20 protein-coding genes are annotated in these 25609 nt (G+C 68.1%); 4 read left to right on the top strand and 16 right to left on the bottom strand.

The window, feature by feature from the left end; all coding sequences use genetic code 11:
* Window positions 1-10 precede the first annotated feature (10 nt).
* The 4 genes from AUL32_RS06190 to AUL32_RS06175 are packed head-to-tail and all read right to left on the bottom strand — an operon-like array spanning window position 11 to window position 4900.
* Window positions 11-964 (bottom strand): phytoene/squalene synthase family protein, encoded by a 954-nt coding sequence (locus tag AUL32_RS06190; protein WP_062112700.1) that lies wholly within the window; start codon window positions 962-964, stop codon window positions 11-13.
* Window positions 961-2478: a phytoene desaturase gene (locus AUL32_RS06185; protein ID WP_062112697.1), complete on the bottom strand. Its 1518-nt coding sequence runs from the start codon at window positions 2476-2478 to the stop codon at window positions 961-963. The genes AUL32_RS06190 and AUL32_RS06185 overlap by 4 nt, the downstream gene beginning before the upstream one ends.
* Window positions 2475-3632 (bottom strand): lycopene beta-cyclase CrtY, encoded by a 1158-nt coding sequence (gene crtY / locus AUL32_RS06180; protein WP_244497688.1) that lies wholly within the window; start codon window positions 3630-3632, stop codon window positions 2475-2477. Before crtY ends, AUL32_RS06185 begins: the two co-directional genes overlap by 4 nt.
* 8 nt (window positions 3633-3640) lie before the next feature.
* Entirely contained in the window at window positions 3641-4900 is a 1260-nt protein-coding gene (locus tag AUL32_RS06175; protein WP_062112691.1) for a glycosyltransferase, read from the bottom strand.
* Window positions 4901-5645: 745 nt separating this feature from the next.
* Between AUL32_RS06175 and AUL32_RS06170 the strand changes: the two genes are divergently transcribed.
* Window positions 5646-6227 carry a DUF2585 family protein gene (locus AUL32_RS06170; RefSeq protein ID WP_062112688.1) on the top strand — a complete coding sequence of 194 codons (582 nt, stop codon included), beginning with the start codon at window positions 5646-5648 and terminating at the stop codon, window positions 6225-6227.
* Window positions 6228-6231: 4 nt separating this feature from the next.
* Here the strand turns inward: AUL32_RS06170 and AUL32_RS06165 are convergent, their stop codons facing one another.
* Window positions 6232-6567 carry a DUF1476 domain-containing protein gene (locus AUL32_RS06165; RefSeq protein ID WP_061977422.1) on the bottom strand — a complete coding sequence of 112 codons (336 nt, stop codon included), beginning with the start codon at window positions 6565-6567 and terminating at the stop codon, window positions 6232-6234.
* Window positions 6568-6743: 176 nt separating this feature from the next.
* Window positions 6744-8264, bottom strand: a complete 1521-nt coding sequence (locus AUL32_RS06160; protein WP_156421344.1) for a helicase HerA domain-containing protein — start codon at window positions 8262-8264, stop codon at window positions 6744-6746.
* Between the two features lie 419 nt (window positions 8265-8683).
* Here AUL32_RS06160 and AUL32_RS06155 point away from each other — a divergent pair, with 419 nt between their 5' ends.
* Window positions 8684-10840: a HAMP domain-containing methyl-accepting chemotaxis protein gene (locus tag AUL32_RS06155; RefSeq protein WP_062112685.1), complete on the top strand. Its 2157-nt coding sequence runs from the start codon at window positions 8684-8686 to the stop codon at window positions 10838-10840.
* A gap of 111 nt (window positions 10841-10951) precedes the next feature.
* Here AUL32_RS06155 and AUL32_RS06150 read toward each other — a convergent pair whose 3' ends face one another.
* From AUL32_RS06150 to AUL32_RS06130, 5 genes are all read right to left on the bottom strand, one after another.
* On the bottom strand, window positions 10952-12427 hold the full coding sequence (locus AUL32_RS06150) for a UdgX family uracil-DNA binding protein (RefSeq protein WP_062112682.1): 1476 nt from the start codon (window positions 12425-12427) through the stop codon (window positions 10952-10954).
* 149 nt (window positions 12428-12576) lie between these two features.
* Window positions 12577-12873 carry a hypothetical protein gene (locus AUL32_RS06145; protein WP_061977428.1) on the bottom strand — a complete coding sequence of 99 codons (297 nt, stop codon included), beginning with the start codon at window positions 12871-12873 and terminating at the stop codon, window positions 12577-12579.
* Between the two features lie 201 nt (window positions 12874-13074).
* Window positions 13075-13746, bottom strand: coding sequence for a recombinase family protein (locus AUL32_RS06140; protein WP_062112679.1), 672 nt, complete (start codon window positions 13744-13746; stop codon window positions 13075-13077).
* A 152-nt stretch (window positions 13747-13898) separates the two neighbouring features.
* Window positions 13899-15221: a xylose isomerase gene (xylA, locus tag AUL32_RS06135; protein WP_061977432.1), complete on the bottom strand. Its 1323-nt coding sequence runs from the start codon at window positions 15219-15221 to the stop codon at window positions 13899-13901.
* Window positions 15222-15324: 103 nt separating this feature from the next.
* The gene (locus tag AUL32_RS06130) at window positions 15325-16398 is read right to left on the bottom strand and encodes a LacI family DNA-binding transcriptional regulator (RefSeq protein ID WP_062112677.1); all 1074 of its coding nucleotides are present in this window, start codon (window positions 16396-16398) and stop codon (window positions 15325-15327) included.
* 143 nt (window positions 16399-16541) lie between these two features.
* On the opposite strand from AUL32_RS06130, the gene aroQ reads away from it, so the two are divergent.
* Both aroQ and AUL32_RS06120 read left to right on the top strand, forming a co-directional pair.
* Window positions 16542-16991, top strand: a complete 450-nt coding sequence (aroQ, locus tag AUL32_RS06125) for a type II 3-dehydroquinate dehydratase (protein WP_062112674.1) — start codon at window positions 16542-16544, stop codon at window positions 16989-16991.
* Between the two features lie 237 nt (window positions 16992-17228).
* Window positions 17229-17873, top strand: a complete 645-nt coding sequence (locus AUL32_RS06120) for a hypothetical protein (RefSeq protein WP_062112671.1) — start codon at window positions 17229-17231, stop codon at window positions 17871-17873.
* Between the two features lie 42 nt (window positions 17874-17915).
* Here the strand turns inward: AUL32_RS06120 and AUL32_RS06115 are convergent, their stop codons facing one another.
* The 5 genes from AUL32_RS06115 to AUL32_RS06095 form a co-directional block, all read right to left on the bottom strand.
* Window positions 17916-18254: a helix-turn-helix domain-containing protein gene (locus AUL32_RS06115; protein WP_061977440.1), complete on the bottom strand. Its 339-nt coding sequence runs from the start codon at window positions 18252-18254 to the stop codon at window positions 17916-17918.
* Window positions 18255-18447: 193 nt separating this feature from the next.
* Complete coding sequence (locus AUL32_RS06110; protein WP_061977442.1) at window positions 18448-19815, bottom strand: HlyD family type I secretion periplasmic adaptor subunit; 1368 nt, start codon at window positions 19813-19815, stop codon at window positions 18448-18450.
* The gene (locus AUL32_RS06105) at window positions 19812-22070 is read right to left on the bottom strand and encodes a type I secretion system permease/ATPase (RefSeq protein WP_062112668.1); all 2259 of its coding nucleotides are present in this window, start codon (window positions 22068-22070) and stop codon (window positions 19812-19814) included. The genes AUL32_RS06110 and AUL32_RS06105 overlap by 4 nt, the downstream gene beginning before the upstream one ends.
* Before the next feature lie 87 nt (window positions 22071-22157).
* A complete protein-coding gene (locus AUL32_RS06100; protein ID WP_062112665.1) occupies window positions 22158-24110 on the bottom strand; it encodes a hypothetical protein in 1953 nt (650 codons plus the stop codon).
* Between the two features lie 143 nt (window positions 24111-24253).
* Complete coding sequence (locus AUL32_RS06095; protein WP_062112662.1) at window positions 24254-25324, bottom strand: hypothetical protein; 1071 nt, start codon at window positions 25322-25324, stop codon at window positions 24254-24256.
* Between the last annotated feature and the right edge of the window lie 285 nt (window positions 25325-25609).

Genomic DNA, 25609 nt, shown 5'->3' with positions numbered 1-25609 from the left:
CCAAGGAGCGTCAGCGCCCCGGGTCGATCCTCGGCCTTTGCCAGAGCGCCGGGTCGCGCGGGGCGTTGGCAAGCCTGCGGGGGCCGAAGGCGGTGCTGGCGCCGCGAAGGATGGCGCCGAGCTTTTCGCCCGTGCCGGTGGAGATGCGCCGGCCATGTGCGGCCGCGCCGCGTTCCACGAGCTTCAGGCCGATGCGGCGATAAACGAGGGCGGCGGTCGCCACCGCCCAGGCCGAGCGGCGGGGGAGATGGTCGATGCCGATGCGGGCGGAGGCGTAATAGGGCTCGGCCGCTGCGACCAGCCGAGCCTGAAGGCGCGCGACGGGTTCGGCCTTTGCCGGGTCGAGGAGGTCGGCAGGCGTCAGCCCCTCCTCGCGCAGCCAGCCGAGCGGGAGATAGACCCGCCCCTCCCCCGCGTCGGCCACCACATCGCGCGCGATGTTGGTAAGCTGGAAGGCGAGGCCGAGATCGGCGGCGCGATCCAGCACCGCCTCGTCGCGCACGCCCATGACGGCCGACATCATGACGCCGACGACGCCCGCCACATGCCAGCAATAGGTGAGCAGCGCGTCCAGCGTCTCGTAGCGGCGCCCGTCCACATCCAGCGCGAAGCCTTTCAGATGCTCCTCGAACAGCGCGGCGGGCATGGAATGGCGATGCGCAACGCTGGCAAGCGCCAAAAAGCTGGGATGGAGACGCGCCGTCTCGCCGGCCAGCGCGCGCGCCGTGTCCCCCTTCAGACCCGCGATGCGCGCCTCCGGCGGCTCGGGCGCGTGGACACGGCCCTGCCCGCCCTCCTGCCCGTCCACAACATCGTCGCAATGGCGGCACCAGGCGTAAAGGCGCATCACGTCGCGCCGCGTCGCGGGGTCGAACAATTGGGCGGCGGCGGCGAAGCTCTTGGAGCCCTTGGCGATGGAGTCCTCGGCGAAGCGGTCGAGCGCCTCGCCCTGCGTCTGGCTCATGCGGCGGGGTCGAGGATAAGGCCCGCCGTCGCCTTGGCCGAGCCGACGACGCCCGGCACGCCGGCGCCGGGATGCGTGCCCGCGCCGACGAAGTAGAGATTGGGAATCTCGTCGTCGCGGTTGTGCGTGCGGAAATAGGCGGACTGCGTCAGCACCGGGTCGAGCGAGAAGGCCGAGCCGTGATGGGCGTTCAGCTCGGACTTGAAATCGTCCGGCGTGAAGATGCGATGGGTCACGAGATCGGCGCGCAGGCCCGGCATGTATCGTTGCTCGAGATAGTCGAAGATGCGCTCGGCATAGCGCGGCCCTTCCACGCTCCAGTCGAGCGGCGCGTTGCCCAAATGCGGCACGGGCGAGAGCACGTAGTAGCTGCCCGCCCCGTCGGGCGCGAGCGAAGGGTCGGTGGCGCAGGGGCTGTGGAGATAAAGCGAGAAGTCGCCGGCCAAGGTCTTGGCCTTGAAGATTTCGTCGATCAAGGCGCGGTAGCGCGCGCCGAACAGGACGGTGTGATGCGCCAGCTGCGGCTGATGCCGCTTCAGGCCGAAGTAAAGGACGAAGAGCGACATGGAAAAGCGCTTGGTCTTGAGGCGCTTGGCCTCGCTCAACCCGCGCGGCGTGTGGCCGAGCAGCGCGTCGTAGGTGTGGACCACGTCGGCATTGGAGGCAACGAGATCGGCCGCGAGGAGCCTGCCGTCGTGCAGGGTGACGCCCGTCGCGCGGCGCCCCTCCGTTTCGATGCGCGCGACCTCGGCCGAGAGTTCGACCCGCCCGCCGATATCCTCGAACAGCTTGACCATGCCGGCGACCAGCGCGCCGGTGCCGCCCTTGGGAAACCAGACGCCCCATTCGCGCTCCAGCGCATGAATCAGCGCGTAGATCGAGGAGGTCGCGAAGGGATTGCCGCCGACCAGAAGCGAATGGAAGGAGAAGGCCTGCCGAAGCTGGTCGTCCTTGATGAAATCCGAAACCTTGGCATAGACCGAGCGCCAGGCCTGCAGCTTGGCGAGCTTAGGCCCAGCGCGGATCATGTCGCGGAAATGGAGGAAGGGCACGGTGCCGAGCTTGAGATAGCCCTCCTCGAACACGGCGCGGCTATAGGCGAGAAAGCGTTGGTAGCCCTCGACATCGGCGGGGCTCTTGGCGCCGATCTGCCGGTCGAGCTCCGCCTGGTCGTTGGCATAGTCGAACTGGTACCCGTCCTCCCAGCAGAGCCGGTAGAACGGGCTGACGGGCAGAAGCGTGACATAATCCGCCATGCTGCGCCCAGTGGCCTGCCAAAGCTCTTCCAAAGCGCTGGGATCGGTGATGACGGTCGGCCCCGCGTCGAAGACGAAGCCCTGATCCTCGTAGACATAGGCGCGGCCGCCGGGCTTGTCGCGCTTTTCCAGAAGCGTCGTCGCGATGCCCGCCGCCTGGAGGCGGATCGCCAGCGAGAGCCCTCCGAAGCCCGACCCGATCACGATGGCCGTTTGCGGCCGGGACGGGACGGGCGAAGGCGGCGATGCAGATGTCATGCGGTATCCCTGAGGCGAGACGGCGCGGCGAGGATGCGCAAGGCACCGCGCACCGACACGGGCGGCTTGCCCACGAAGATGCGCAGCTTGTCGGAAAATTCCAGCCGTGCGGCGTAGAACCGCGCCACCAGCGGATCGGGCAGCCGATAGAAATGCTCCAGGATGCGGTAGCGCTCGGCCGGCTCGCCCGCCCCGAAGAGAAGCCTGTTCAAGAGCCGGAAATAGGCGCGGTCGCTCCAAAGGTTTCGAGCGTGCTGTGCGAGCAGCCGCGACAGGGCCTCGGCCGAAAGGTCGGGCGCGGAGGAGACGAGATCGGCGACATGCACGGCGTCGGGCAGCGAATAGCCGGTGGTCGGGTGGAACAGGGCGCGGGCGAGGCCCACGGTCGGCACGCCGGCGGCCTCCTCGATCAGTCGCTCCATGTCGCCGCCGAGCGCGATAGGCAGGACGCCATCCTCCTCGCGCGTGAGCCGGGCGAGCTGCCAGCCCTGCCGCTTCGCATAGGCCGCGATCTCGGCGCGCAGCGTTTCGCGGTCGAGTGCGGCGTCGTCGGCGTAGTAGGTGTCCTCGATCAGGAGCCGCGTCGGGGAAAAGGGCAGGACATAGACGAAGCGATAGCCGCCGGCCTGCGGCACGGTGGCGTCCATCACCACGGGGCGCGTCACGCCATGCGGGACGGCGGTCTCCCATTCCTGGCCGAGGAACTTCTGGAAGCCGAGCGAGAGATGGGCGCTGCGGCGCTGCCCTCGCCCGTCGATCACCGCGCGGGAGCGCAGCACCTCGCCGTTTTCCAGCGTGACGCTGCTCGCCGTCAGCGCCCGAACCGGCGCGCCGAGCTTGAGGCGCTCAGTCAGCCGCTCGCGCAGCACCGAGGCGAAGCGCTCGGAGGAAACCGAAGCATAGCCAGTTTCCACGCCGCGCGCGCGGCGGGGAAAGCGCACGTCGTAGCCCGGCCAGCGGTGGGCGACGAAGGGCTCGATCCAGCCGTGCTCGACGGGCGAAAGATCGCCGTCGTGGAAGCTCCAGGTGTGGTTGCCGCCAAGCTCCGCGGCGCTTTCCACCACAAGTACGTCGAGGTCGGGCCGCCGCTCACTCAGACGATGGGCGATCAGCCCGTTGGCGAGCCCGCCGCCGGCCAGAATCAGGTCGAACACCCGCTCCCTCATGCCGGTTCGGGCTCCCGGGCCCGAGCGGGAACGGGCGAGACGAGGAGCCTTTCCGCCCAGTCGGCCGCCGCCTCCGAACCGCCGGCCGAGAGGATCTCGCGGCCGATCCGCGCCGCGTTGCGGCGGAAGCTGGGGTCGCGCAGCATCAGGGCGAGCGCGTCGGCCACCTCGCCCGCGTGAAGGCGGCGATGCGACAGGCGAAGCCCCGCGCCATGGTGGAGCAGCCGCGCGGCGACGCCCGGCTGGTCGTAGGCGATGGGCAGCGCCAGAACGGGCACGCCGGCCTCCATCGCGTCTAGCACCGTGTTGAGCCCGGCATGGGACACGCAGAGATCGGCCTCGGCCAGCACCGCGCGTTGCGGTAGGAAGTCGGTCACCACATCGGCGTCGATCAATCCGGCCTCAGCGGCCGAGAGCCGGCCGCAATGGGCGACGGCCAGCTGCGCGCCGATGCGCCGGCAGGCGCGGGCAACGGCCTGGAACACGCCCAGGCGATGGCCCTGCAACGTGCCGAGCGAGGCGAAGACGAGCGGGCGCGCGCGGTCGCGCCGAAAGGGCAGCTCCTCCCCTGCGCCGCCGCGCGCGCGAAACGGCCCGAGCGCATGAAGCCGCGACGCGTCGGGGCGCGGATAGTCGAAGCCCGGCACGGTCTGCGACAGGGTGGCGAGCGGCGACAGGCAGTCCTCCATTCGCTCGCGCGGGCGAAGGCCGAGATCGAAGCAGGCGGCGCGCAGCGTCTCGCGCTGGCGGCGCAGGAGCAGGCGGGCGACGCGCTCGCCGCCGCGATTGCGCTTGCGGCCCTCGGGCGAGGGATCGAAAGGCCAGCCGAGAAAGGGCGAGGGAATCGCCGGGTCGGGATCGATCGGCAGGGCGGCGGCGATCGACAGGAAGGGAACGCCCTGATGCTCGGCCAGAAGCGCGCCCGCCGGCTCCATCTGATCGGCCAGCACGGCCTCAGCGCCCCAGCGCGCGGCCAGGCCAGGGCCTTCGCGGCAGAGGCTCGCCGTGCGCGCCGCCCCTTCGCGCACCGTGCGCAGGATGCCGAACAGGCCGGTCGGCCGATCGGTCAGCGCGGGGCCGGGCTCGAACGCGCCGGTCTCCCAGACCGCGACGCGGGGCGAGCCGACCAGCGCCCCGCCCCCGGCATTGAGAAGAAAGGCCACGGCATGGCCGCGCGCCACCAGCGCCTCGCCCACCGCCTCGAAGGCGCGGACATGGCTGACGAGCGGCGGGCAGACGAGAAGGAAACGGGTCATGAGGCAAAAGCGGCGGGCAAGGGTCCGCGAACACCGGGACCTCGCGCACCATATGGCGCAGACCCGCCCGCGATCCATCGCGGCGCACCGATGATTTCGCCGGAGTCCGGAGGGGCCGCGCTGGCGCCTCGGCGGTTTTCCAGCGTGGTTTTCACGCAGAGTGGCGAAGTTGCCGAGACGGGCGCGTTGAAGACCCCTGGTCGCTTTGCGGCGGGAAGTGTGTGCTGGCGTTTCCGTGCTCGCGAGACGCCGGATACGAAAGACGCGCGGGCGTCTGGACGACGATCGGCAACGGCCCCGAGTGAGGGACTGGTCCCCAATGCGCTCTGAGAAACCGCGAACAAGCCTCAAGGACCGCTGGCCACGCACGACGCAAAGGCAACCTGGGGAGCCCTGAACACAAGGCGACCGGCGAGTATCGGGAGGTGTCTACGCTCTCGGCTCATGACGGTGAAGGCAGGCGGGTGGGGAGATGGACACGACAAGCTTTGCCGCCCTGGTCGATCTCTGACGTCAGCAAGCCATCGCGATCAGATGGGAAACGGGCATGCTTGGCGCACGCGAGCCGAATCGGAAAGCGCCCGCTGCATTGTCCCACCCAAGGTTCGCGCGCGGCTTGCGCGATCGGCCGCAGCGCGTCGGCGCAACCCTTGGACGGAACGGCGCGTTGGGCTGGAATATTGGGTTCGGATCGGTCGGCACCCGTGGGAGCCGGACGCGCCGGTGGGTGTGGAGTGCGACGACGATGAGCGACATGTCCCATCCCCATCGGCCCGAAGGCCTGTTCGCCCTGCCCGCCGGATTGGCCGGACAGGTGATGGTGGGATTGGGCATCCTGGCGGCGATGGCGGCTTGGCTCGCCTGGATGGACCGCCCGCTGACCTGCCCCTGCGGCACGGTCGCGCTATGGGACGGCGATCCACATTCGCCCGGCGCCTCGCAGCAATTTGCGGACTGGTATTCCGCGCTGCATGTCATGTACGGGATCGGGCTCTACGCCTTCATTCGGCGGATGGCGCCGCGCTGGCCCTTGAGCTGGATGTTCCTGGCGGCTCTCGCCTCCAGCGCGATCTGGGAGGCGATGGAGAACACGCCGGCGATGATCGCCCTGTTCGGGGACACGCCGGGAACGCCGAGCTACGAGGGCGACAGCATTCTCAACGCCTTCGGCGACACGCTATTCGTGGTGCTCGGCTTCTTTGCCGCGCGCGGGCTTCCGGTTCCCGCCACGCTTTTCCTCGCGCTGGCCCTGGAAGGCGCCGTCGCCTTCACGATCGGCGACGGCTTCATCCTGGGGAGCCTGCGTCTTCTGGGCGTCGGGGTTTGAGCCCTCAGGCGTAGAGCGGATTGGCCGAGGCGATGGAATAGGTCGGGCTCATGCCCTCGTCCATGGCGATGGCGTAACGGGCGCGGACCGTTTCGTTCGAGATGCCGATGGCGGCGAGATCGGCCGCGACCTTGTCGAAACCGCCGCGACCACCGGGCTTGGCGACGCCCGCGCCGATCACCGAACCCGCATAGGCATCGATCTCCTGGCCCTCGAGGCCGAGCTGGCGCGCGGCCCACAGGCCGACGATCCGGTCCGCGCGGGCGCGGTCCTGGAACGAGCGCCGCTCGCGGGCGGCGTAGAGATTTTCCTGCATTTCGCGGCGACGATCGATCGACATCTGGCTTTTCCTTTTCCCCTCGCCGCCTCTCTCTGCGGCATGGGAGGACTTTGCCTTGGAACGCCTCAAATTCGACTTTTCAGAATGGAGTCAATTGAATCGATCGCCGAAAAAAGAGTGTTGCGAAATCCTTAACGGGCTTCACTCTCTTCCCTCACGATCCCGCGAGCGAAAACTCAGGCCCGCCGCATGCGGGGCGTCGTGCCCGGCGCGCGCTTGCCCGAACTGCCCGCGCCGGTGCGCCAGTCGCTGCCCGCGATGGACACGACGCGGTTGCCGCGAAAGTCCGTTTCGGCCGCAATATAGCCGCGCTCGGCCATGTAGGTGAGCAGGAAGCGCCCGCGCGAGGGCGAATGGCTGCCATAGGCGCGGGCCAGCGTCTCGTCGCTGGGGCAGGGCTCGCCGTCGCGCGCCGCCTTGGCGAGCAGGAGATAGACGCCCTGCATGTCCTCCGGCAGCTCTTCCGAGCGGCGCACGACCTCGATCCAGTTCTCGTCCTCGCCCGCCGCGCCGATGCCAGCGCGCGCCAGGGCGAGGCGGCGGCGGAAACCGGCCATATCGAGGCCGCCGTCGCCCACGCGCTTGAGGCGGCAATGGGTGACGAAGTCCTGGTAGAGCAGCTGCACGGGGCGGAACGCCGCCTCGGGATCGGCCATCAGATCGGCGAAGATCGCGTCCACCACGACCTGCCGCTCGGCCTCGGCCTCCGGGTCGGGCTCGCTTTCCTCCTCCAGCCGGGCGGGCGCGGGCGCGCCGGCGCGGTTGGCGGCCACGCGCTCCAGAAGCTCGCGCGTCGGCAGCGGCTCGCGCCGCACGGGCGCCGGCAGGGTCTCGGGCTCGTCCGCCCCGGCGGTGAAGATCAGGTCCGCCATGGCCTCGGGGCTGGAATCGGGCAGCGCCATGAGAACCGGGCGACCGGAGCGGCCGGCGGTTTCCACCGGGCCGATGCGGATCGGGATCGGCCGGCGCGACAGGGCGGGGCCGAGCGCCACGAAATGGCCGGGCTCGAGATCGCGAAACCGCTCGGCCTGCCGCCGGTCGAGGCCGAGAAGATCGGCCGCGCGCGCCATGTCGATGTCGAGGAAGGTGCGGCCCATCAGGAAGTTCGAGGCCTCGGCCGCGACGTTCTTGGCGAGCTTGGCGAGGCGCTGCGTCGCGATCATGCCGGCGAGGCCGCGCTTGCGGCCACGGCACATGAGATTGGTCATGGCGCCGAGCGAGATGCGCCGCGCCTCGTCCCCCACTTCGCCCGCCATGGAGGGCGCGAAGATCTGCGCCTCGTCCACCGCAATCAGCATGGGGAACCAGTAATGCCGGTCGGCGTCGAACAGGCCGTTGAGGAAGGCCGCCGCGCAGCTCATCTGCAACTCGGCGTCGAGCCCTTCGAGGTTGAGCACGACGGAGGCGCGGTGTTGGCGAATGCGCGCGGCGATGCGTCCGAGCTCGGACGGGGTGCGGTCGGCATCCACCACGATATGGCCGAAGCGCTCGGAAAAGGAGACGAAGTCACCCTCCGGGTCGATGATCGCCTGTTGAACCCAGCCCGCGCTCTGCTCCAGCACGCGGCGGAAGAGATGCGACTTGCCGGAGCCGGAATTGCCCTGAACGAGAAGGCGGGTCGAAAGAAGCTCCTCGAGATCCATCTCCGCCGGTTCGCCCGTTGCGGTGGTTCCGAGATCGACCGCGACCTTGGTCAAAGCGCACCTCTTCGGAAAAACAGGCCTGAGCGCGCGGCAAGCCACGGCGCGGGGGACGGCCCGACAGGGGTTGGATAGTTCTATCTAGCGGGCGCCATTCACCATTCATAGCGGACCGAGTGTCCCATCCACAGTTTCACGAACGGTCGCTCGTCATCGGTCATCCCTGGCTACGACGCGAGTTCGGATGACCTCGCCTCAGAGCACAGACTTTGGGGAACCCATGCATCGTGAACCAATCCATCGCAGACTATCCAGCGTATAGATCGTTTACGATGCAAGCCGGGTCGTTGGAATTAGAGCTTCGTTTACGAGTAGCTACTCGCTTGCTTCACCTGCAATTAAGTTGCTTCAAGTTATATACTTCCAGGGGATCAGGAGATTACCCAGGGAAACTTACGAACGCAGAGGGCGTTTCGATGCGCTTGACGATAAAGTCCAAACTTGCCGCCAGCTTCGGATGCATCCTCGCCCTGAGCGGGGGCATCGGCTATTTCGGAATGGCGAGCCTTGATCGGGCGAACTCCACCCTGGACAATTTTGCAGCCGGACCCTTCGTCCAGTCGAGCGCGGCCAAGGATTTCCAATCGTCCCTGCGCGCGATCCGGCTCGACATCCGCCGCATGACCGACAGCGCGGACCCGGCCGTGATCGAGACCATCAAGCGCCAGTATGATGGGGACTGGGCCAACATGGAGGCGGCGCAGAAGGCGCTGCTCGCGTCCATGCCCGCCGCCGAGCGGGATCGGTTCAAGGATCTCGATGGGCTGCTCCACGACTATCGCCCGCTGACGGACGAGGCCATCGCCGCCGCCTCGCAGGCCGACGCCAACGAGGGCAACACCGCGCTCACCAAGACCGCTCCGGCCGCAGAGGCCTATCGCGCCGCCCTGAACGATCTGGAAGCGCGCGGCAAGGAGGCCCAACTCGACGCCGCCACGCTCACTCAATGGCGAGTGCAGCTCGACGCTCTGGCCAGCGGCGCGCAGCTGGACATGTTGAAGACGATCAACCTTTCCGACAGTACGGCCATCCTCGCCGCGAGCGACCGGCTGAACGCGACCAATCAGGCCTTCGAAACGGCCCTTAGCGGCATGACCGCCGCCGCGCCCGCCCTGTCGCGAGAATGGGACGCGGTGCGCCAGCGCTGGCAGGACTCCTTCGCGGCGACGCGCAAGGCAGCCGATCACGGCGCGGAGAACTGGTCCGAGAAGGTCACCCTTCTCCTCGGCAAGATCCGCACCGTGGAAAGCAAGCTGTCCGAGCAGTTGGATACGGCGGCCGCGCGCGCCAACGAGGTGACGCAGGCGTCTCTGGCCGATGCCAAGACCTCCTACGACCAGACCCGATTCTGGCTTCTGACCATGCTGGTGGGCTCGGTTCTCGCCGGAACCGCCGCCGCCGCCTGGATCGCCCTGTCCATCTCGCGCGGCCTCGGCCGCTCCGTGAAGCTGGCCGAGGCAATCGCGCAGGGCGACCTGACGCAGCGGGTCGAGGCCAAGGGGTCGGACGAGATCGCCGATCTCCAGCGCGCCATGGGCCGCATGGTCGTCAACCTGTCCGAGATCGCCTCGGACGTGACGACCTCCGCCTCGCAGGTCGCCGCCGGGTCGACGCAGGCAGCCGTCACCGCCGAGCAGTTGTCCGCCGGCTCCACCCAGCAGGCCGCGACCACGCAGCGCCTTTCCTCCGGCGCCAGCGAGCAGGCCGCCGCCACCGAACAGGCCTCGGCCGCGATGGAGGAAATGGCGGCCAATATCCGCCAGAACGCCGAGAACGCCACCACCACGGAAAAGATCGCGACGCTCGCCGCCACCAATGCCGCGCGCAGCGGCGAGGCCGTGCAGAAGTCGGTGGACGCCATGCGCACCATCGCCGCCAAGATTTCGGTGGTGCAGGAGATCGCCCGTCAGACCGACCTTCTGGCGCTGAACGCGGCGATCGAGGCCGCCCGTGCCGGCCAGCACGGCAAGGGCTTCGCCGTGGTCGCCTCCGAAGTGCGCAAGCTCGCCGAACGCTCGCAGCACGCGGCGCTGGAAATCGGCGCGTTGTCCGGCGAAACGCTGGGCGTGGCCGAGGAGGCCGGCACCATGCTCGGCGCGCTGGTGCCCGACATCCGCCGCACGGCGGAGCTGGTAGCCGAAATCTCGGCCGCCTGCCGCGAGCAGAATATCGGCGCCGAGCAGATCAACCAGGCGATCACGCAGCTCGACCAGGTGACGCAGCAGACCGTCGCGTCCGTCACCGAGCTCGATCAGGTGACGCAGGCGTCGAGCGGCGCCGCCAACGAAATGTCGGTCACGGCCGAGCAGCTTTCGGGCGAGGCGCGGCGTCTCGCCGAACGGGCGAGCTTCTTCCGCGTCGATCCGGCTCACACCGCGAAGGGCGCCGAGACCGCCGCGACCCAGCCCGTCCGCATCCAGATCGGCCCCTCCGTCAAAGCCAATGTCCGCGAGTTGCAGGCGGCGGCCCAGCAGTTCGCTCCGGCCGCTGGCGCGGTCAAGGGCAAGGAGGCCGGGAAGGCGAACGGGTTCAACCTCGAACTCGACTCGAACTTCGAGCGCATGAGCGCCTGACGGCCGAGCCGGAAGGCTGATCGGAAAAGCAGACGGGGCGGACGATCGGATCGTCCGCCCCGTCTTTCGTTCGGGAAGTGGTTCGTTGGAGGGCTTGAGAGCGCCCGTCCGTCAGTCGACGGCGATCTCCGGCACTTCCCGCTTCACCCGTGCCATATCCTCTTCGAAAGCCGCCGTCTCGCGACGCTGCGCCTCGGGGTCGGGCAGGCGTAGGATATAGGCGGGGTGGACCGTGACGAGGAGCTTGGTCTTCCCGTCGGGCAGGTCGATCAGGCGTGAGCGCGTGTCGCGGATCGTCACGGCATGGCCGAGCACCGAGGCCGCCGCCGTTGCGCCGAGAGCCACGATGAGCTTGGGCTGGATCAGCTCGCGCTCCTGCTCCAGCCACCAGCGGCAGACCTTCACCTCACCCATATTGGGCTTGGCATGGATGCGCCGCTTGCCGCGCGGCTCGAACTTGAAATGCTTCACCGCGTTGGTGACATAAGCCTGGGTGCGGTCGATGCCCGCCGCCGCCAGCGCCGCGTCGAAGACCTTGCCGGCCGGGCCGATGAAGGGCTCGCCCGCCAGATCCTCCTGATCGCCCGGCTGCTCGCCGACGAAGATGACCGGCGCGTCTGCTGGCCCCTTGCCGAACACGGTCTGCGTCGCCGGCTCCCAGAGCGGGCAAGCCTTGCAGTGCATCGCCTGTTCCCGCGCCTCTTCCAGATCATCCGGCGCTTTGTTGAAGCCGTTGAAGACCGGAGCCTTCGCAACCCTTGCCATCTCGCCGCGCTCCTTTGCCCGTTCGTGACGAAAACTCGGCAAGGTCGGCGCGGTTTCGATCATGCGGCGCGATGCCTCTTCCGCCCCGCGCACGAGCGGTTCAATCAGCGCGGCCTCGGGCAGGTTGTGCCAGTATTTCTTCGGCATCTCGGCCTGCATCGCCTTCACCTTCAACCGCGCCGGGTTGAAGATCGAGCGGTAGTACGTGAGCCAGAGCGCCTCCATCGCATCCTCCGGCGGCTTGTCGGCGGGGTCGGCGCCGGGGGCGAAGGTCAGTTCGGCCCCGTCCCAATGGACGGAGCGCTTAGGGGTCAGGATGCTCCAGATCATGCCGGGGAAGCGGCGCATGAAGAAGGGCGCGGTGAACTCGACCACATGATGGAAGGGCTCGAACCAGGCGACATAGAGAAAGCCGCCCGCCTCCGTCTCGATCTCGCGAAAGCGCACGAAGGCCTTCATCTTGTGGCTGTCGCGCCGAACCGCCTTTTCCATCTCGTGCGCGTGGGCGACGTCGGGGTCGGCCAGGATTTCCAGGAGCTTGCGCTCGGCCTGAAGGCGCCACAGGAGCCGATAGGCGAAGCTGAATCGCTCGGGGTCGCTATGGCAGACGAGCTTGCGGGCGAGATCGGGAAAGCTGCGCGGCACGGAAAAAGGCGGCGCGTCGGCCGGAGCTGGCGAAAGCGGCTCCGCGAAGAGCCCGCCCGCACCCTCTCCCACTTGGAAGCTCAGCGCCTCGGGCCCGATACCGAGCGCCAGCGCGCTTCGCGCGGCGTCGCGCCAACCGTCGAAATCGGCGGGAAAGGCCAGCCTCGCCTCGAACATCGCGCCCTCTCCCGCCTGAACCTTTCGGCCTCAACGTCGGGTCGCGCCGTTCGGCTCCAGCGCCGTTGGTTGTCTGCGGCATCCCGCCGCGAAGCGATAGACCTCTAATAAGAACGGGGCGGCTGACGGCCGCCCCATCCCGAACCGTATTAGTTGGAAGAGGGCTTGGCGGCCTTGCCGTCGGCCTCTTCTTCCGCCTCGTCTTCCTCGTCTTCGTCCTCATCCTCCTCCAGATCTTCTCCGAAGGGGAAGGACTCCACCATCTGCTCGACGTCCTCGTAGATTTCGTCGAGGAATTCCATGGCCGCGTCGGCGTCCTCGGTGCCCTGCGTCACCAGCATCGCGAGCTGGATCTTCAGGACGCTGGCGACGTCGTCCAGTTCCATCCCCTGGAAGATCGCCGCGATCTTTTCGGAGATCTCGTCGGTCTTGGCTTCGGTCAGCATGGTCGGGTCTCCTTGGGTTCGGCTGGAGAGAAGAAGGCGATCGTCGGCCGGTGGTTCCGGGTTTCCCGGTCTCGCGCATCCTCTTTGGGCAAGCAGGGCTCCGCTCACCTGGGGCGCCTCTAGCAGAAAGCGAGCGGGCGCACCGGCTTTTTAGCCGCCATCAACGGCAATTTCACGAAACAGGCCTTGGGCAAGCCGACCTCAGGCCGGCGAAGCCCGGCGCGGCGGGCGGCGGGTGCGCGCGGGAGAAGCCGGCGAGGCAGCTGGCGGCGCGGCGGCGGGCGCGGGAGCCCCATCCCCCGCCCCGGCACCAGCCGGAGCCTCCCCGCCCTCCGGCGCCAGTGCGCGATAGACCGTCATGCGCGAGACCTTGAGCGCGCGGGCGATGTCGGTCACGCCCTCCCCGGCCGCGCGGCGGCGGCGGATCTCGGCATTGGGCGCGGTGCGCGGGCGGCCCTTGTAGATGCCGCGCTGCTTGGCGGCCTCGATGCCGGCGCGCTGGCGCTCCAGAATGAAGCGATGCTCCATCTCGGCCACCATGCCGAGCACGGTGACGACGATGCGGCCGAGATCGCCGCTGGTGGTGAGTTCGGGATCGAGGACCCTCAGCGAAGCCCCGGCCTTGTCGAGATCGTGGACGATGTTGAGCACGTCGCGCGTCGAGCGCCCGAGCCGGTCGAGCCGCACCACGACGAGTTCGTCCCCCTCCCGCAGGAACTGAAGGACCGTTTCCAGCTCGTCCCGCCCGGCCATCGACTTTCCGGACTGCTTTTCGGAGCGGACGATGGTGCAGCCCGCCGCCTTCAGCCGCTCCACCTGAAGCGTCAGGTCCTGGTCGGCGGTGCTGACGCGGGCATATCCGATTCGAGCCATGGGCGATCCGTCACGCTAGGGTCCCCTGGTGTGCGACGCGCCCGGCCAGGGGTCAAGCCGCGTCGCCCCCCGGCGCTTCGCTTGGCCGCGGACGCGAAAAGGCCGGGCGGAGAGAGCTCCGCCCGGCCTTTCGTTTCAGCGATAGCCCGTCGTCAGTAGACGTAGCGGTTCACGACGCCTTCCAGATATTCCTGGCGGCCCGAACGGGGCTGCGGCTGGAGGCCGAGGCCGCGCTCGGCCACCGCCTCGAAGCTCGATCCGCCCGAAAGGATCGTCTGGTTCTCCGGCTTGTCCCAGCCGGCATAGCGCTCGGCCAGCGGCTTCTCCAGCGCGCCTTCGTTCAGCATGCGCTCGGCCGAGATCAGCGCTTTCGCGCAGGCGTCCATCGAGGCGACATGGGCGATCACGAGATCCTGCGGGTCGATCGACTGGCGGCGGATCTTGGCGTCGAAGTTCAGGCCGCCCGTGGTGAAGCCGCCATGCTTCAGCATCTCGTGGAAGACCAGCGTCATTTCCTTGACGTCCATGGCGAACTGGTCGGTGTCCCAGCCGAGCAGGTCGTCACCACGATTGATGTCGAGCGAGCCGAACAGGTCGTTGGCATAGGCGAGCTTCACTTCGTGGTCGAAGGAATGGCCGGCGAGGATGGCGTGGTTCTGCTCGAGGTTGAGCTTCACGTCGTTGACCAGATCGTACTTCTGCAGGAAGCCGAAAACGGTCGCCGTGTCGAAGTCGTACTGGTGCTTGGAGGGCTCCTTGGGCTTGGGCTCGATCAGGATCGGACCCTTGAAGCCGATCTTGTGCTTGTAGTCGACCAGCATGGACAGGAAGCGGCCGAGCTGGTCCAGCTCGCGCTTCATGTCGGTGTTGAGCAGGGTCTCGTAGCCCTCGCGCCCGCCCCAGCAGACATAGTTCTCGCCGCCCAGACGATGCGTGACGTCGATCGCCGCCTTCACCTGGCCGCAGGCATAGGCGAAGACGTCCGGGTCCGGATTGGTCGCCGCGCCCGCCATGTAGCGGCGGTTGGAGAAGAGGTTCGCCGTGCCCCAGAGAAGGCGCGTGCGATGGGTCTTCATCTTCTCCTCGAAGATGTCGGCGATCACGTTAAGGTTCTTGATCGACTCGCCCAGCGTCTCGCCCTCGGGCGCCACGTCCACGTCGTGGAAGCTGAAGAACGGCGCGTCGAGGATCTGGAACAGCTCGAAGGCGACCTCGGCCTTTTCCTTGGCCTTGGCCAGCGGATCGCCGCCCTGGCGCATCCAGGGGCGGTTGAAGGTCTCGCCGCCGAACGGATCGCCGCCCGGCCAGGTGAAGGAGTGCCAGTAGCAGATGGCGAAGCGGAGCTGGTCTTCCATGGACCGGCCCATCACCTGCCGGTTCTTGTCGTAGAAGCGGAAGGCCAGGGGATTGGTGCTCCCCTCCCCTTCGAAGCGCACGCTGGAATCGAGCCCGAAGTAACCGTTCGCTTGGGTCATGGCGGTCCTGGAGTGACGGGCGCGGCGACAAGCCGAGCCTCTTGATTGAGCTACGTACCTCAAAAACCCCTTACACCGCAATCCCGCACCGATCGGGCGCGGCTCACGGCAGGTTGTCCTTCATGAGGATTTCAATGCGGATGCGCTCCTGCGCCTCGTCCAGCTGGGTGCCGGTGAGTTCCGCCGAAAGCGCGCGCAGCGCCGAGCGGGCCTCGTGGCCGGGGTCCTGAACGATCAGGACGTCGATCGCGCCGCTCTCGATCAGAGGCCGGGTTTCGGCGGTCAGCTCATGCGCGATCACCAGCGGCTGCAGGTCGTATTCCGACAGGGCGGCGGCGAGCCCGGCATTGCCGGCGCCGGCGCTGTAGATCGCGGCGGGCGGGGCGGAGCGATGCAGGAAGCGGCGCACGGCCTCCTTCGTCAGGTCGGGATCGTCCTGCCCCTCCATCACGGCGTCGAGCCGCAGCAGCGGGTAGCGCGCGGCCAGCACCTCCTGAAACCCGTCCAGCCGATCGCGATGGTCGCGCAGCGCCCGCGCGCCCAGAAGCACGGCGACCGAGCGCGGCTCCGATCCGCTGAGGCGCCCGGCGAGCGCCGCCGCGACGCGGCCCGCCGCGCGATTGTCGACGCCGACATAGCGCGCCCGCGCCGAGCCCGGCACGTCGGAAACAAGCGTCACGACGGGCACGCCGCGCGCGCCGGCCGCATCGATGGCGGCGGCGACAGTGGGATGGTCGAGCCCGACCGCCAGAACGGCGTCGTGCGAGCCGCCGGCGCGCTCGATCTCGGCGGCAAGGCCGGCCGGGTCGAACGTGTCGACCTCCATCAGGTCCAGCGCCAGGGCGCGGGCGGCGGGGCGGCGCGAGGCGCGCTCCAGCTCGTCCCGAAGCCGCAGCATGAAGGGATTGGAGCCGCGCGGCAGAAGCGCGGCGACGCGAAACCGCGCCCGGCGGGCCAGCGCGGCGGCGCCGGGATGGCGCTCGAAGCGCAGAGCCGCCATGGCCGCCTCGACCTTCTCGACCGTGGCGAGGCGCACGCCGGGACGCCGGTTGAGCACGCGGTCCGCCGTGGCGAGGCTGACGCCCGCCGCCCTCGCCACGTCGCTCAAGGTCGGCGCCGGGCGCTCGCTTTCCTCCGCCTCGGAGGTCGAACGCCTCGCGCCATCCCCTCCATCCATGCCAGCCCCCGCGCTTGCGCTTTTTGGGCTAGACTCGCATGGGCCGCCGCGAATGTCGCCAGTTTTCCCGACGCCGTCCGCAGCTTTGACAATCGGGAGGCGAGACGACAGGAAGACGGGAGACCGAACGCCCGGGGGAGCGCATGAGCCTGATCTTCGTCCTGAACGGACCGAACCTGAACCTTCTCGGCAAGCGCCAGCCGGAGATCTACGGGCGCGAGACGCTGGCGGATGTCGAGCGCGACTGCCGCGAGCTCGCCGGGGAGCTGGGCCACGAGATCCGGTTTCACCAGTCGAACCGCGAATACGAGATCATCGACTGGGTGCACGAGGCGCGCGAGACGGCGGCCGGCATCGTCATCAACCCCGCCGCCTTCACCCACACGTCGGTCGCCATTCTCGACGCGCTCAACGCCTTCGAAGGCGTCGTGGTGGAAGTGCACATTTCCAACGTCCACAAGCGCGAAAGCTTCCGCCACCATTCCTTCGTCTCGCTGCGGGCGGACGGCGTGATCGCCGGGCTGGGCACGGAAGGCTACCGGCTGGCGCTCCGCCACGTCGTCTCGCGCTTGGCCGCGAAGGCGACCGGCTGACACGGCAAGGCCCAGTGCGGCCGGGCTTTCGGGCTCGGGCCGAGACGGGCGCTGAGACGTGCGCCGGGGCTGCGTGAAGCCTCGGCGATTGTCATGTGCGAAGCGAGCTTGCATCTCGACGCGGTCGATTCACCAAAAACGAGGGTGCTGGACGATTTGTTTTGCTTAGCATACTAAATTGGATCGATCGCGCCGGCCCGCTCTTGCCCGGCATGGCTTTCCTACCGAGTTCACGTCATGCGTATTGCCCAGGGTCATCTGGCGTCCTGGCCCCAGACCCCACGTCCCGCCCCCTTTCCCTGGATCAGTTCGGCACTTCTGATCGGCTGTCTGGCGCCGCTTCTAGGCCATGCGCTCATGGCGCTGTCCGCCTCGATCTTTCAGGAGAACGGCGCCATCGAGGATGCGCAGGCGCTGCTTCTGGCCTTTGCCGCGCTCGGCTTCCTCAACGCCTATCGCCGGGCGGGCGATGCCAAGGCGCTGTTCTGCATCGCGATGGGCGCGCTGTCGATTCTCGCGCTCCAGCGTGAAATCCCGGCCTGCGAAAGCGCCTTCTTCGAAGGGGGCCTTTGCGTGCCTCGCGCGGCCAAGATTCCTTTGTCCGGCGCGGTCGCCCTTATCGCGGGCATGCTGGCGCTCGCCAAGCGGCCGCGCTGGCGCAGCTTTCTCGACCTTCGCAATCTCGCCTGGGTCTGGCCCGTGGGCATCGCCGCCCTTCTGCTCGGCGCGGCGGAGCTTGCCGAACACGCCCTGCATCAGGAGATGGAGGAAACGCTGGAATTCGGCGCCTATGCCTATCTCGCGACCTTCGCGATCTGGATCGCCCGCGCGCCTGCGGTCGATAAGGCCCACCGGAAAGCGGTGAAGCCCGAAACACGATAGGGCCTGTTAAGCAAAAGGCGGAGAGGCCGAGGCCGCGCCACGTCAGGACGCGTCGCCGCCTTCGATCAGGCCCCGCAGAAGGCGCTCGTCCGGCCTCGTCCCGGGCTCGGCTTCGCCATCGGCACCGGGCCGTCCGTCCAAGAGACCGTCGAGATCCAGTTGCGCGATCTCGTCGTAGAAGCTTTCGGGCGAGACCTGAAGCTGGCGGCTGATGCGAAACAGGCGGCTGGTAGACAGGCGGCTTTCTCCCGCCTCGTAGCGCAGGATCTGCGCCTCCGAGACCCCGATCCCCTCGCCGAGGCGCTCGGGCGACCATCCCAGCGCTTCCCGCAATTGTTTCAGGCGCTTGCCCAGCAGCAGATCGAGAGGGTCGTTCGGCACGTGGTCCTTCGCGCAATCGATAAAGCGTCGAGCGTTCGACGCACCCGCCGCCGCGTTCGCGCGGGCGGCCCGGAGCCCTGCGACGAGAGACAGCCGTGCGTTGTTTCGGCTCCCCTTTAGGTCGTATTTTCGCCGAACTCAAGGGAGCGGACCGCCGCAGGACCCGGCGGCGGCCGCGATGGAGCGACCGCCCCTAACGCTCCAGGAAGGCGCGGTTCATGCTGTCCTGCACGGGCTTCACGAGATAGTTCAGGAAGGTGCGGTGCGAGGTCTCGATGAAAATGTCGGCCGGCATGCCGGGATTGACGCGAAGGCCCGGCACGCGCTCCACCTCATGCTCCTGCAGGGTGACTCGCACGACATAGACATCGCCCATGCGGCCCGGCCGAGGGTCGGGCACCGTGTCGGCCGAGACATAGGTGACGAGGCCGCGCATCTGCGGCGTCGTGCGCTGGTTGAAGCTGGTGAGGCGCACGCCCGCCGGCTGGCCCGAGCGCACGCCGTTGATATCTGTCGGGTTGATCAAGGTCTCGATCACCAGCTTCTCGTCGCGCGGCAGGATCTCGGCGATCTGCCGGCCGCTTTCCACGACGCCGCCGGCCGTGTGGTAGTTCAGCTTGACCAGTGTGCCCGAGACGGGCGCGCGCACCTCGGTGCGGCCGAGAACGCTCTGGGCGGCAAGCAGCTGCTCGCGCATGTCGTCCATGTCGGCCTCGATGCCCTGCAGCTCCTGCGTCGCGCCCTGCTGGACCTCCTGGCGCGCCTGGGCGATCTGCCCGTCGAGCCGGGCGATCTGCGAGCGCATGTCGCCCAGTTCCCCTTCGATCCGGCCGAGCGAACCCTCCGCCTCGGCCGCCGCCCGCTCCACGGTGAAGAGATCGGAGCGGCGATAGAGCCCTTGTTTGAAGAGGATGGTCTTGGCGGCCAGTTCCTGCCGGATCAGGCTGCCCTGCCGCTCCACCGCCTGGCGCTGGGCCTGCGAGCCCTCCATACGCCGGCGCAGCGATTCCTGATTGCGCAGGAGCACTGCGATCTGGCCTTCCAGCGCCCGGCGGGCGGCGGCGAAGACGCTGCGCTGCCCTTCGAAGACGCGGTCGGCCTCCTTGCGGTCCTCGGCGTCCACCTCGATCGCGCCGAAATCGAGCGTCTCCTCCCCTGAGATCATGGCCTGGAGGCGGGCGGCACGCGCCTGATAGCTGGCAATGCGCAGGAGAAGGCGGCGGACATTCGTGCGCGCCGCCGTCTCGTCCAGCATCACGAGCGGCTGGCCCTTCTCTACCCTGTCGCCCTCCTCCACCAGGATGGCGCGGATGATGCCGCCTTCGAAATGCTGCACCTGCTTGTTCTTGCCGGTGGCGACGAAGGTGCCGTGCGAGACCACGGCGGCGGCGAGCGGGGCTGTGCTCGCCCAGGTGCCGAAGCCGCCGAAGATGACGACCGACAGCGCGAGGCCGCCGATCACCGTGCCCCGGATGGTGCGCGGCACGCCGACATACCAATCCTCGATCACCTCGCCGGGCCGGGCCGGGCCACGCGTCGCGCCCCCATTTTTCGCGCTCATGGGACTCTCCGCTGAACGGGAACGTTGCTCTCGCCGGCCGTCTGGCCGGAGATCATCGCCAGGATCTGGTTGCGCTCGCCGATGGCCGAGATCGCGCCCTTGTCCATCACCATGATCCGGTCGACGCAGCGCAGGAGCGAATGACGCTGCGTGATGGCGACCACCGTCGTGCCGTTGGCCTTGGCCTTGGTCATGGCGAGCGCCAGGGCGCGCTCGCCATCCGTGTCGAGATTGGAGTTCGGCTCGTCCAGCACGACGAGGCGCGGATTGCCGAAGAAGGCGCGCGCCAGGCCGATGCGCTGCTTCTGCCCGCCCGAAAGCGGCGCGCCGTCGGCGGCGATCACCGTCTCGTAGCCCTGCGGGAAGGAGGCGACGAGCTCGTGGATATCGGCCAGCATGGCCGCCTCGAATACGTCCTCGTCGAGGGCGTCGTCGCGCATGCGGGCGATGTTGACCTTGATCGAGGCGGGGAAGAGCTGCACGTCCTGCGGCAGGTAACCGATGCTCTCGCCGAGCTGGCGCGGGTCCCAGTTCTTGAGGTCCATGAGGTCAAGCCGGACATTGCCCGCCGTCGGCACGATGGAGCCGACCAGCATGCGGCCGATCGTGGACTTGCCGGCGCCCGACGAGCCGATGATGCCCAGCGCCTCGCCGGGCTTTAGCGAGAAGGAAAGGCCGTTGAGGATCACCTTCTTGTTGGGCGGCGGCACGTAGAGCACGCGGTCGACGTCGAGCCGCCCTTCCGGCCGGGGCAGGCGCAGGCGCTCGACATTGAGCGGCGAGTTGAGGAGGAGATGCGAGATGCGACCATAGGCGGCGCGCGACTGGATATAGGTGCGCCAGCCCTCGATCGTGCCCTCCACCGGCGCCAGGGCGCGGCTGGAGATGATCGAGGAGGCGATCACCATGCCGCCCGTGAGCTGGCCGTCGAGCGAGAGATAGGCGCCCCAGCCGAGCATGCCGACCTGCGCGAAGAGGCGCAGCGCCTTGGACAGGGACGAGAAGAAGACGTTGCGGTCCTGCGCCGCGACCTGCGAGCGGAGCGAGGCCGCGTTGTCCCGGCCCCAGAGGCGCACGGCCTCGGGGATCATGCCGAGCGCGTTGATGATCTGCGCGTTCCGCGACAGGGCGTCGAGCGTCATGTTGGAGCGGGCGTTGTGGCCGGCGGCTTCCGCGAAATGCACCGCCGTCGCGCGCTTGTTGAAGAAGGCGACCGTCAGAAGCACCAGGACCGAGACCACGACGATGGCGCCCATATGCGGATGCACCAGCCAGACCGCGAAGATGAAGAGCGGCGCCAGCGGCGCGTCCAGCATGGCGAGCAGCGTCGAGCCGGTGAGAAAGGCGCGGATGTGCTGGAGGTCGGCGAGGATCTGGTAGTCCTTGCCCGAGCCCGACAGCGCCGAGCGCGAGGCGGCCGCCAGAATGGGCGAGCCGAGCCGCGTTTCCACCTCGACGGCGGTGCGCATCAGGATCGTGCGGCGGATGAGGTCGAGCGTCACCTGCCCGATGATGGCGCCCACCACGATCAGCGTCAGCATCACCAGCGTGTCGAGCGAGCGCGAGGTGAGCACACGGTCCGAGATCTGGAACAGGTAGATCGGCACCGCCAGAACCAGGACGTTGACGAGGATCGTGAAGGCGAAGACCCAGGCGATGTTGCGCCGGACGCGCGCCTTGGTCTGCTCCAGCGCCACGCGGAAGTTCACCTGCTGGCTCTTGCGGGTGATCTGCGAGGCGCCATCGTTGGCGGCGGCGCGGCCCTCGGGCAGGAGCGGGCCGCCCGCCTCGCCCTCGATCGTGGTGCCGCGCAGCGGCGGCGGGCCGCCACGCTTGGGCTCGGGCGCGCCTTGCGCGGCGGCCGCCGCGGCGGGCGGCCGGACGGGCTCGGCGGCGGCCGGCGCGAGCGGCGGCGCCTCGATCTCGATCAGCGGCGGCGCGGCGGGCGGAGTGGCAGGCGCGCGCGGCGCTTCGGTACGCGGGGCCGCTGAGGCAGTGGCTCCTGCGGCCGGTGCGGCGGCGGCCGGAACCGGCGCCCCCTGCGGCGCGGTGGCGGCAGGCGCGGTGGCGGCCCGTGCTGCCGTCGGCTGCGCGGGCACTGGCTCGGGCACGGACACCGGCACGGGTGCCGGGAATGGGTCCTGCCCCTCGGCACGCATGGCGCTCACCGCCGCCTGCATGGAGGCGAAGATTTCGCGCTCACGCGCGTCGCGCTCCGGGTCCGACAGGCGCGGGCCGGGCTTGTCCTCGTTCATGGCTTGGATCCCCCTCTTTGGTCGTCTTCTTGGTCTTGGATCGGTTGCGGCGCGGCCCTTTCGGCCGCGCCGGGACAGGCGGCCGCCTCAGGAAAGGATGCCGCCCACCCCGTCCGCCCCCGCATCGTGGGCAAGGGTCGCGTGGCTCTGCGACAGGGCGTTGGAGAAATGGTTCGCCCCGTCGCCCTGGATGTCGGAGACGAAGGCGATCACCTCGGGCGCCAGCGTCCCGGTGTCGAAGGTCTGGATGTCGGGCCCGCTCGCCACGAGATCGGCCTGAAGCAGCATGGAGCCGGAATAGTATTCGCCGCCGAGAAAGCGGACATGGCCGGCATCGTCGACATCGACGATCCTGGCCTCGTTGAGCAGCGTGTTGCCGCCGGTCGTCACCGTCCACTGCGCGTCGGGCGCCACCGCGTTGGCGATGCGCGCCAGCGTGCCGTCGGCCATGCGCACTGTGTCGGCATCGTCCACGATGTTGATCTGCGAGATGACGTTCATCTCGATCACGTCGCCGGTGATGTAGAGAACGCGGACATTGTGGGCGCCGAGAAAGGCGAGATCGGCACCCAGACTCGGGTCGCCGCTGGCGAGCTTGCTCTGGAAGGCGGAGACGAGGTCGCGCATCTCCGGCGAGAAGGCCGCGAAATCCCCCACCGCGCCGACATTGTGGATCGAGGCGTGGTTGATCAGGAGATTGCCCGAGGTCGAAACCGAGCCGCCCGTGCCGGCGGCGTCGGAGACGATCCGGTCGCTGTCGTTCAGGACGTTGATCTGCTGGATGAAATTGCCCTCGTAGACGCTGCCGCCGACGATCACGAGGTCGTAGGAGCCGAGAAGCTTGGAGAGCTGGGCGATGTTGAGGCTCTCGTTGCCGCCGGTCGCGGCGCGCACCGTGGACTCCATTGAGGAGAGAACCACCTGGTCGCCGTCCAGCGTCAGCTTCACCTGCCGCAGGAAGTTCGCGATCTCCAGATTGCCCTCGATCACGTCCACCTTGTAATTGGCGGGAAAGCCGTCGCGCGGATCGAGACCGGGCCTGGCGCCGGGTGTGTCGTCGGTGCGTTCGAAGACGGCGATGTTGAGGCTGCGCGTCGTGTCGGCGATCGCGGTGGACACGGCCTGGCCGAGCCCGTCGGCCGTGTCGGCATCGGCATGGATGTTGAGCTGGCGGATCGAGTTCACTTCGAACCAGTCACCCTTGACGGCGGTCACGGCGCCGAGATGCCCGACATTGATCAGGATCGCTTGGTTCACCGAAAGATTGCCGCCGGTCGTGAGGTAGGGCTGATCCTCCAGCAGATCGGCGGGTTTGCGCATGTCTTCGACCAGCGCGGCGATGTCGGGAGCGGCCTCCAGCCGCTCGCCATTGACGAAGACGCCCTCATGTCCGACCGGCGCGCCGAGCGCGGAGGGCTCCTCGCCGGCGGAGGCGGCGGTCTCGCGCAGCACGCCGGCCAGTTCCGTCGGCATGTGCGGAATGCTGGGGAGGGACATGAAGTCCTTGGCCGCCGTCAGCATCGCCTCGAACTGCTGCGTCACATGCCCCACCACGGCGAGCGGATCGGCGTCGGGGTCGAGGATCAGCGTGTCGCGATCGTCGAGAAGGCCGATCTGGTCCTGGATGGCGAAGAGCGAGTCGGAGGGAACCGAGCGGTAGTGATAGAGCGCGTCGTGCGGCGCCGAGCCCATCGCTTCCCAACCGGCGGAACTGGGAAGATCGGTGGTCGCGGGAACGCGGGCCAGCGGCAGATGCAGCGGGTCGATCGACACCTCGACATGGGGCGGCGCAAGGCGCCGGCCGGTTACCTCTTCGATCTCGAACCGATCGTTGGCGAGGCGGATGTGAGGATCGCTGACGGGAGGGGAAAGGCCGGCGCTTCGTGCCTCCGGGGCTTCGTCCCGCCCGGCCAGCGGATGGACCCTGGCGAGATGCGGGCTGCCGGACAGGAGCCGGTCGTGACTCCCGGGATCGACCTCGTTGACGCGGAACAGGCCGATGAAGCGCGCGATGGTTTCCTGGGCCTCGATCATGAGCATCGGATCGCTCCTTTCGAAACCTCGGTTCTAGGCGGAGGGCTAGGCGGGGCTTAGGAGGAAAAAGGGCCCACGCCGCTCCGGGGAGACGACGCGAGCCCAAGGGTGGAGCGCCCGAGGGGGGCAAGGGCGCTCCGGCTGGAGATCTAGGCGTCGCCGAAGTCGGCCCCGCCCGCGTCGCCGCCCACCACGGCCATGTCGACGCTGGTGAACTGGATGTTCGCGCCCATCGAGATGTCCATGTTGAGAGCTTCATGGCCGGCCGAGACGCCCGCCGCCGCGCTGTTGCCCGCCGAAAGCGTGGAGCTGTCGCCAGCGGTCAGCGTGCCGTTGTGCATGGCATCCGCCGTGCCGCCATAGAGGCCCGAGGAGCTGAGGGAGAAGCTGCCGCTGCCGCTCTGCATCTGCAGGCTGGTGCTCGGCTGGTTCAGCCAATCGCTGTCGTTGAGCGTCGCGATCTGCTGGATGGAGAAGACGTTGCCGTCTCCAAGCAGTGCCTGCCCGCCTTCCGCGTTCAGGGCGTCGCCGCCGATCGTGCCGATGATGCCGTCGAGCTTGTTGCACAGGCCTGTCACGTCGATCAGGTCGTCGTCGGAATTGAACGAGTCGGCGACATGGGTGCTGCTGTCGTTCAGCGAGTCGGCCAGCGAGACGTTGGTGCTGGCGTCGTTGTTCGAGTGGTTCGTGCTCGAATTGGAGTTGTCGTTGCCAGAGTCGGAGACGCTGTTGTCGCTGTAGTCGTTGCCGGTGTTCGAATTGTCCGAATTGTCGGAGTTGTCCGAATTGTCGTTGTTGGAGTCGGTCGTGCTCTTGTCGTTGCCGATGTCGGACACGCCGCCCACATCCAGCGAGGTCGAGTTGTCGTTGCCCGAATCCGCGACGCTGTTGTCGCTGTAGTCGTTGCCCTGGTTCGAATTGTCCGAATTGTCGTTGCCCGAATCGTTCACGCTCTTGTCGTTGCCGATGTCGGACACGCCGCCCACGTCCAGCGACGTCGAATTGTCGTTGCCGGAGTCGTTGACGCTCGAATTGTTGCCCTGGTTCGAGTTGTTCGAATTGTCGTTGTTCGAATTCGTGTCGCTGTTGTCGGACAGGTCGCTGCTGACGTTCGAACCATCGGCCGACTGGTCGTTGCCCTGGTTCTGGTAGCTCGGCGAATTGACATAGGCTTCCGCGACGGAGCCGGCCAAGGCGGTGGCGTTGCGATCGACGCTCATGATTCTCTCCCGTTGAAGGATAAGGGCCGCCGTCGCTCCTCTTCTGCGGGAGACGGACATCCGGCCATGTTGGATGGAATGGGGTTGGTCCTCGCCTTCCTGCCCTCCGGCCCGATACGATTGCGGCGATCCGGGACGTCGGCAAAAAGGTTACGCAACTCGAAGCCCTGTGGCCGAAGCCGCTTGGGCAGTTTTCCCGGGGCACTTTACTCCGCCCCTTGCGTCCGCCCTGGTCTTTCGAACTGGTTAAGACATCGTTAAGATTGCTGAAGATTAAGCGTTTGT

The sequence above is a fragment of the Aureimonas sp. AU40 genome (assembly GCF_001463785.1).
In the GTDB taxonomy this organism is placed as follows: domain Bacteria; phylum Pseudomonadota; class Alphaproteobacteria; order Rhizobiales; family Rhizobiaceae; genus Aureimonas.
This window is presented reverse-complemented; position numbering and strand designations above follow the sequence as displayed.

What these genes read in the sequence shown, in the direction of transcription:
- AUL32_RS06145 (WP_061977428.1), bottom strand. Translation starts at nt 12,873, where the DNA reads ATGCTGACCGAAGCCAAGACCGACGAGATCTCCGAAAAGATCGCGGCG.
- AUL32_RS06110 (WP_061977442.1), bottom strand. Translation starts at nt 19,815, where the DNA reads ATGAGCGCGAAAAATGGGGGCGCGACGCGTGGCCCGGCCCGGCCCGGC.
- AUL32_RS06100 (WP_062112665.1), bottom strand. Translation starts at nt 24,110, where the DNA reads ATGCTCATGATCGAGGCCCAGGAAACCATCGCGCGCTTCATCGGCCTG.
- AUL32_RS06150 (WP_062112682.1), bottom strand. Translation starts at nt 12,427, where the DNA reads ATGTTCGAGGCGAGGCTGGCCTTTCCCGCCGATTTCGACGGTTGGCGC.
- AUL32_RS06190 (WP_062112700.1), bottom strand. Translation starts at nt 964, where the DNA reads ATGAGCCAGACGCAGGGCGAGGCGCTCGACCGCTTCGCCGAGGACTCC.
- AUL32_RS06120 (WP_062112671.1), top strand. Translation starts at nt 17,229, where the DNA reads ATGCGTATTGCCCAGGGTCATCTGGCGTCCTGGCCCCAGACCCCACGT.
- AUL32_RS06185 (WP_062112697.1), bottom strand. Translation starts at nt 2,478, where the DNA reads ATGACATCTGCATCGCCGCCTTCGCCCGTCCCGTCCCGGCCGCAAACG.
- AUL32_RS06165 (WP_061977422.1), bottom strand. Translation starts at nt 6,567, where the DNA reads ATGTCGATCGATCGTCGCCGCGAAATGCAGGAAAATCTCTACGCCGCC.
- AUL32_RS06140 (WP_062112679.1), bottom strand. Translation starts at nt 13,746, where the DNA reads ATGGCTCGAATCGGATATGCCCGCGTCAGCACCGCCGACCAGGACCTG.
- xylA (WP_061977432.1), bottom strand. Translation starts at nt 15,221, where the DNA reads ATGACCCAAGCGAACGGTTACTTCGGGCTCGATTCCAGCGTGCGCTTC.
- AUL32_RS06130 (WP_062112677.1), bottom strand. Translation starts at nt 16,398, where the DNA reads ATGGATGGAGGGGATGGCGCGAGGCGTTCGACCTCCGAGGCGGAGGAA.
- aroQ (WP_062112674.1), top strand. Translation starts at nt 16,542, where the DNA reads ATGAGCCTGATCTTCGTCCTGAACGGACCGAACCTGAACCTTCTCGGC.
- AUL32_RS06155 (WP_062112685.1), top strand. Translation starts at nt 8,684, where the DNA reads ATGCGCTTGACGATAAAGTCCAAACTTGCCGCCAGCTTCGGATGCATC.
- AUL32_RS06105 (WP_062112668.1), bottom strand. Translation starts at nt 22,070, where the DNA reads ATGAACGAGGACAAGCCCGGCCCGCGCCTGTCGGACCCGGAGCGCGAC.
- AUL32_RS06095 (WP_062112662.1), bottom strand. Translation starts at nt 25,324, where the DNA reads ATGAGCGTCGATCGCAACGCCACCGCCTTGGCCGGCTCCGTCGCGGAA.
- AUL32_RS06175 (WP_062112691.1), bottom strand. Translation starts at nt 4,900, where the DNA reads ATGACCCGTTTCCTTCTCGTCTGCCCGCCGCTCGTCAGCCATGTCCGC.
- AUL32_RS06170 (WP_062112688.1), top strand. Translation starts at nt 5,646, where the DNA reads ATGAGCGACATGTCCCATCCCCATCGGCCCGAAGGCCTGTTCGCCCTG.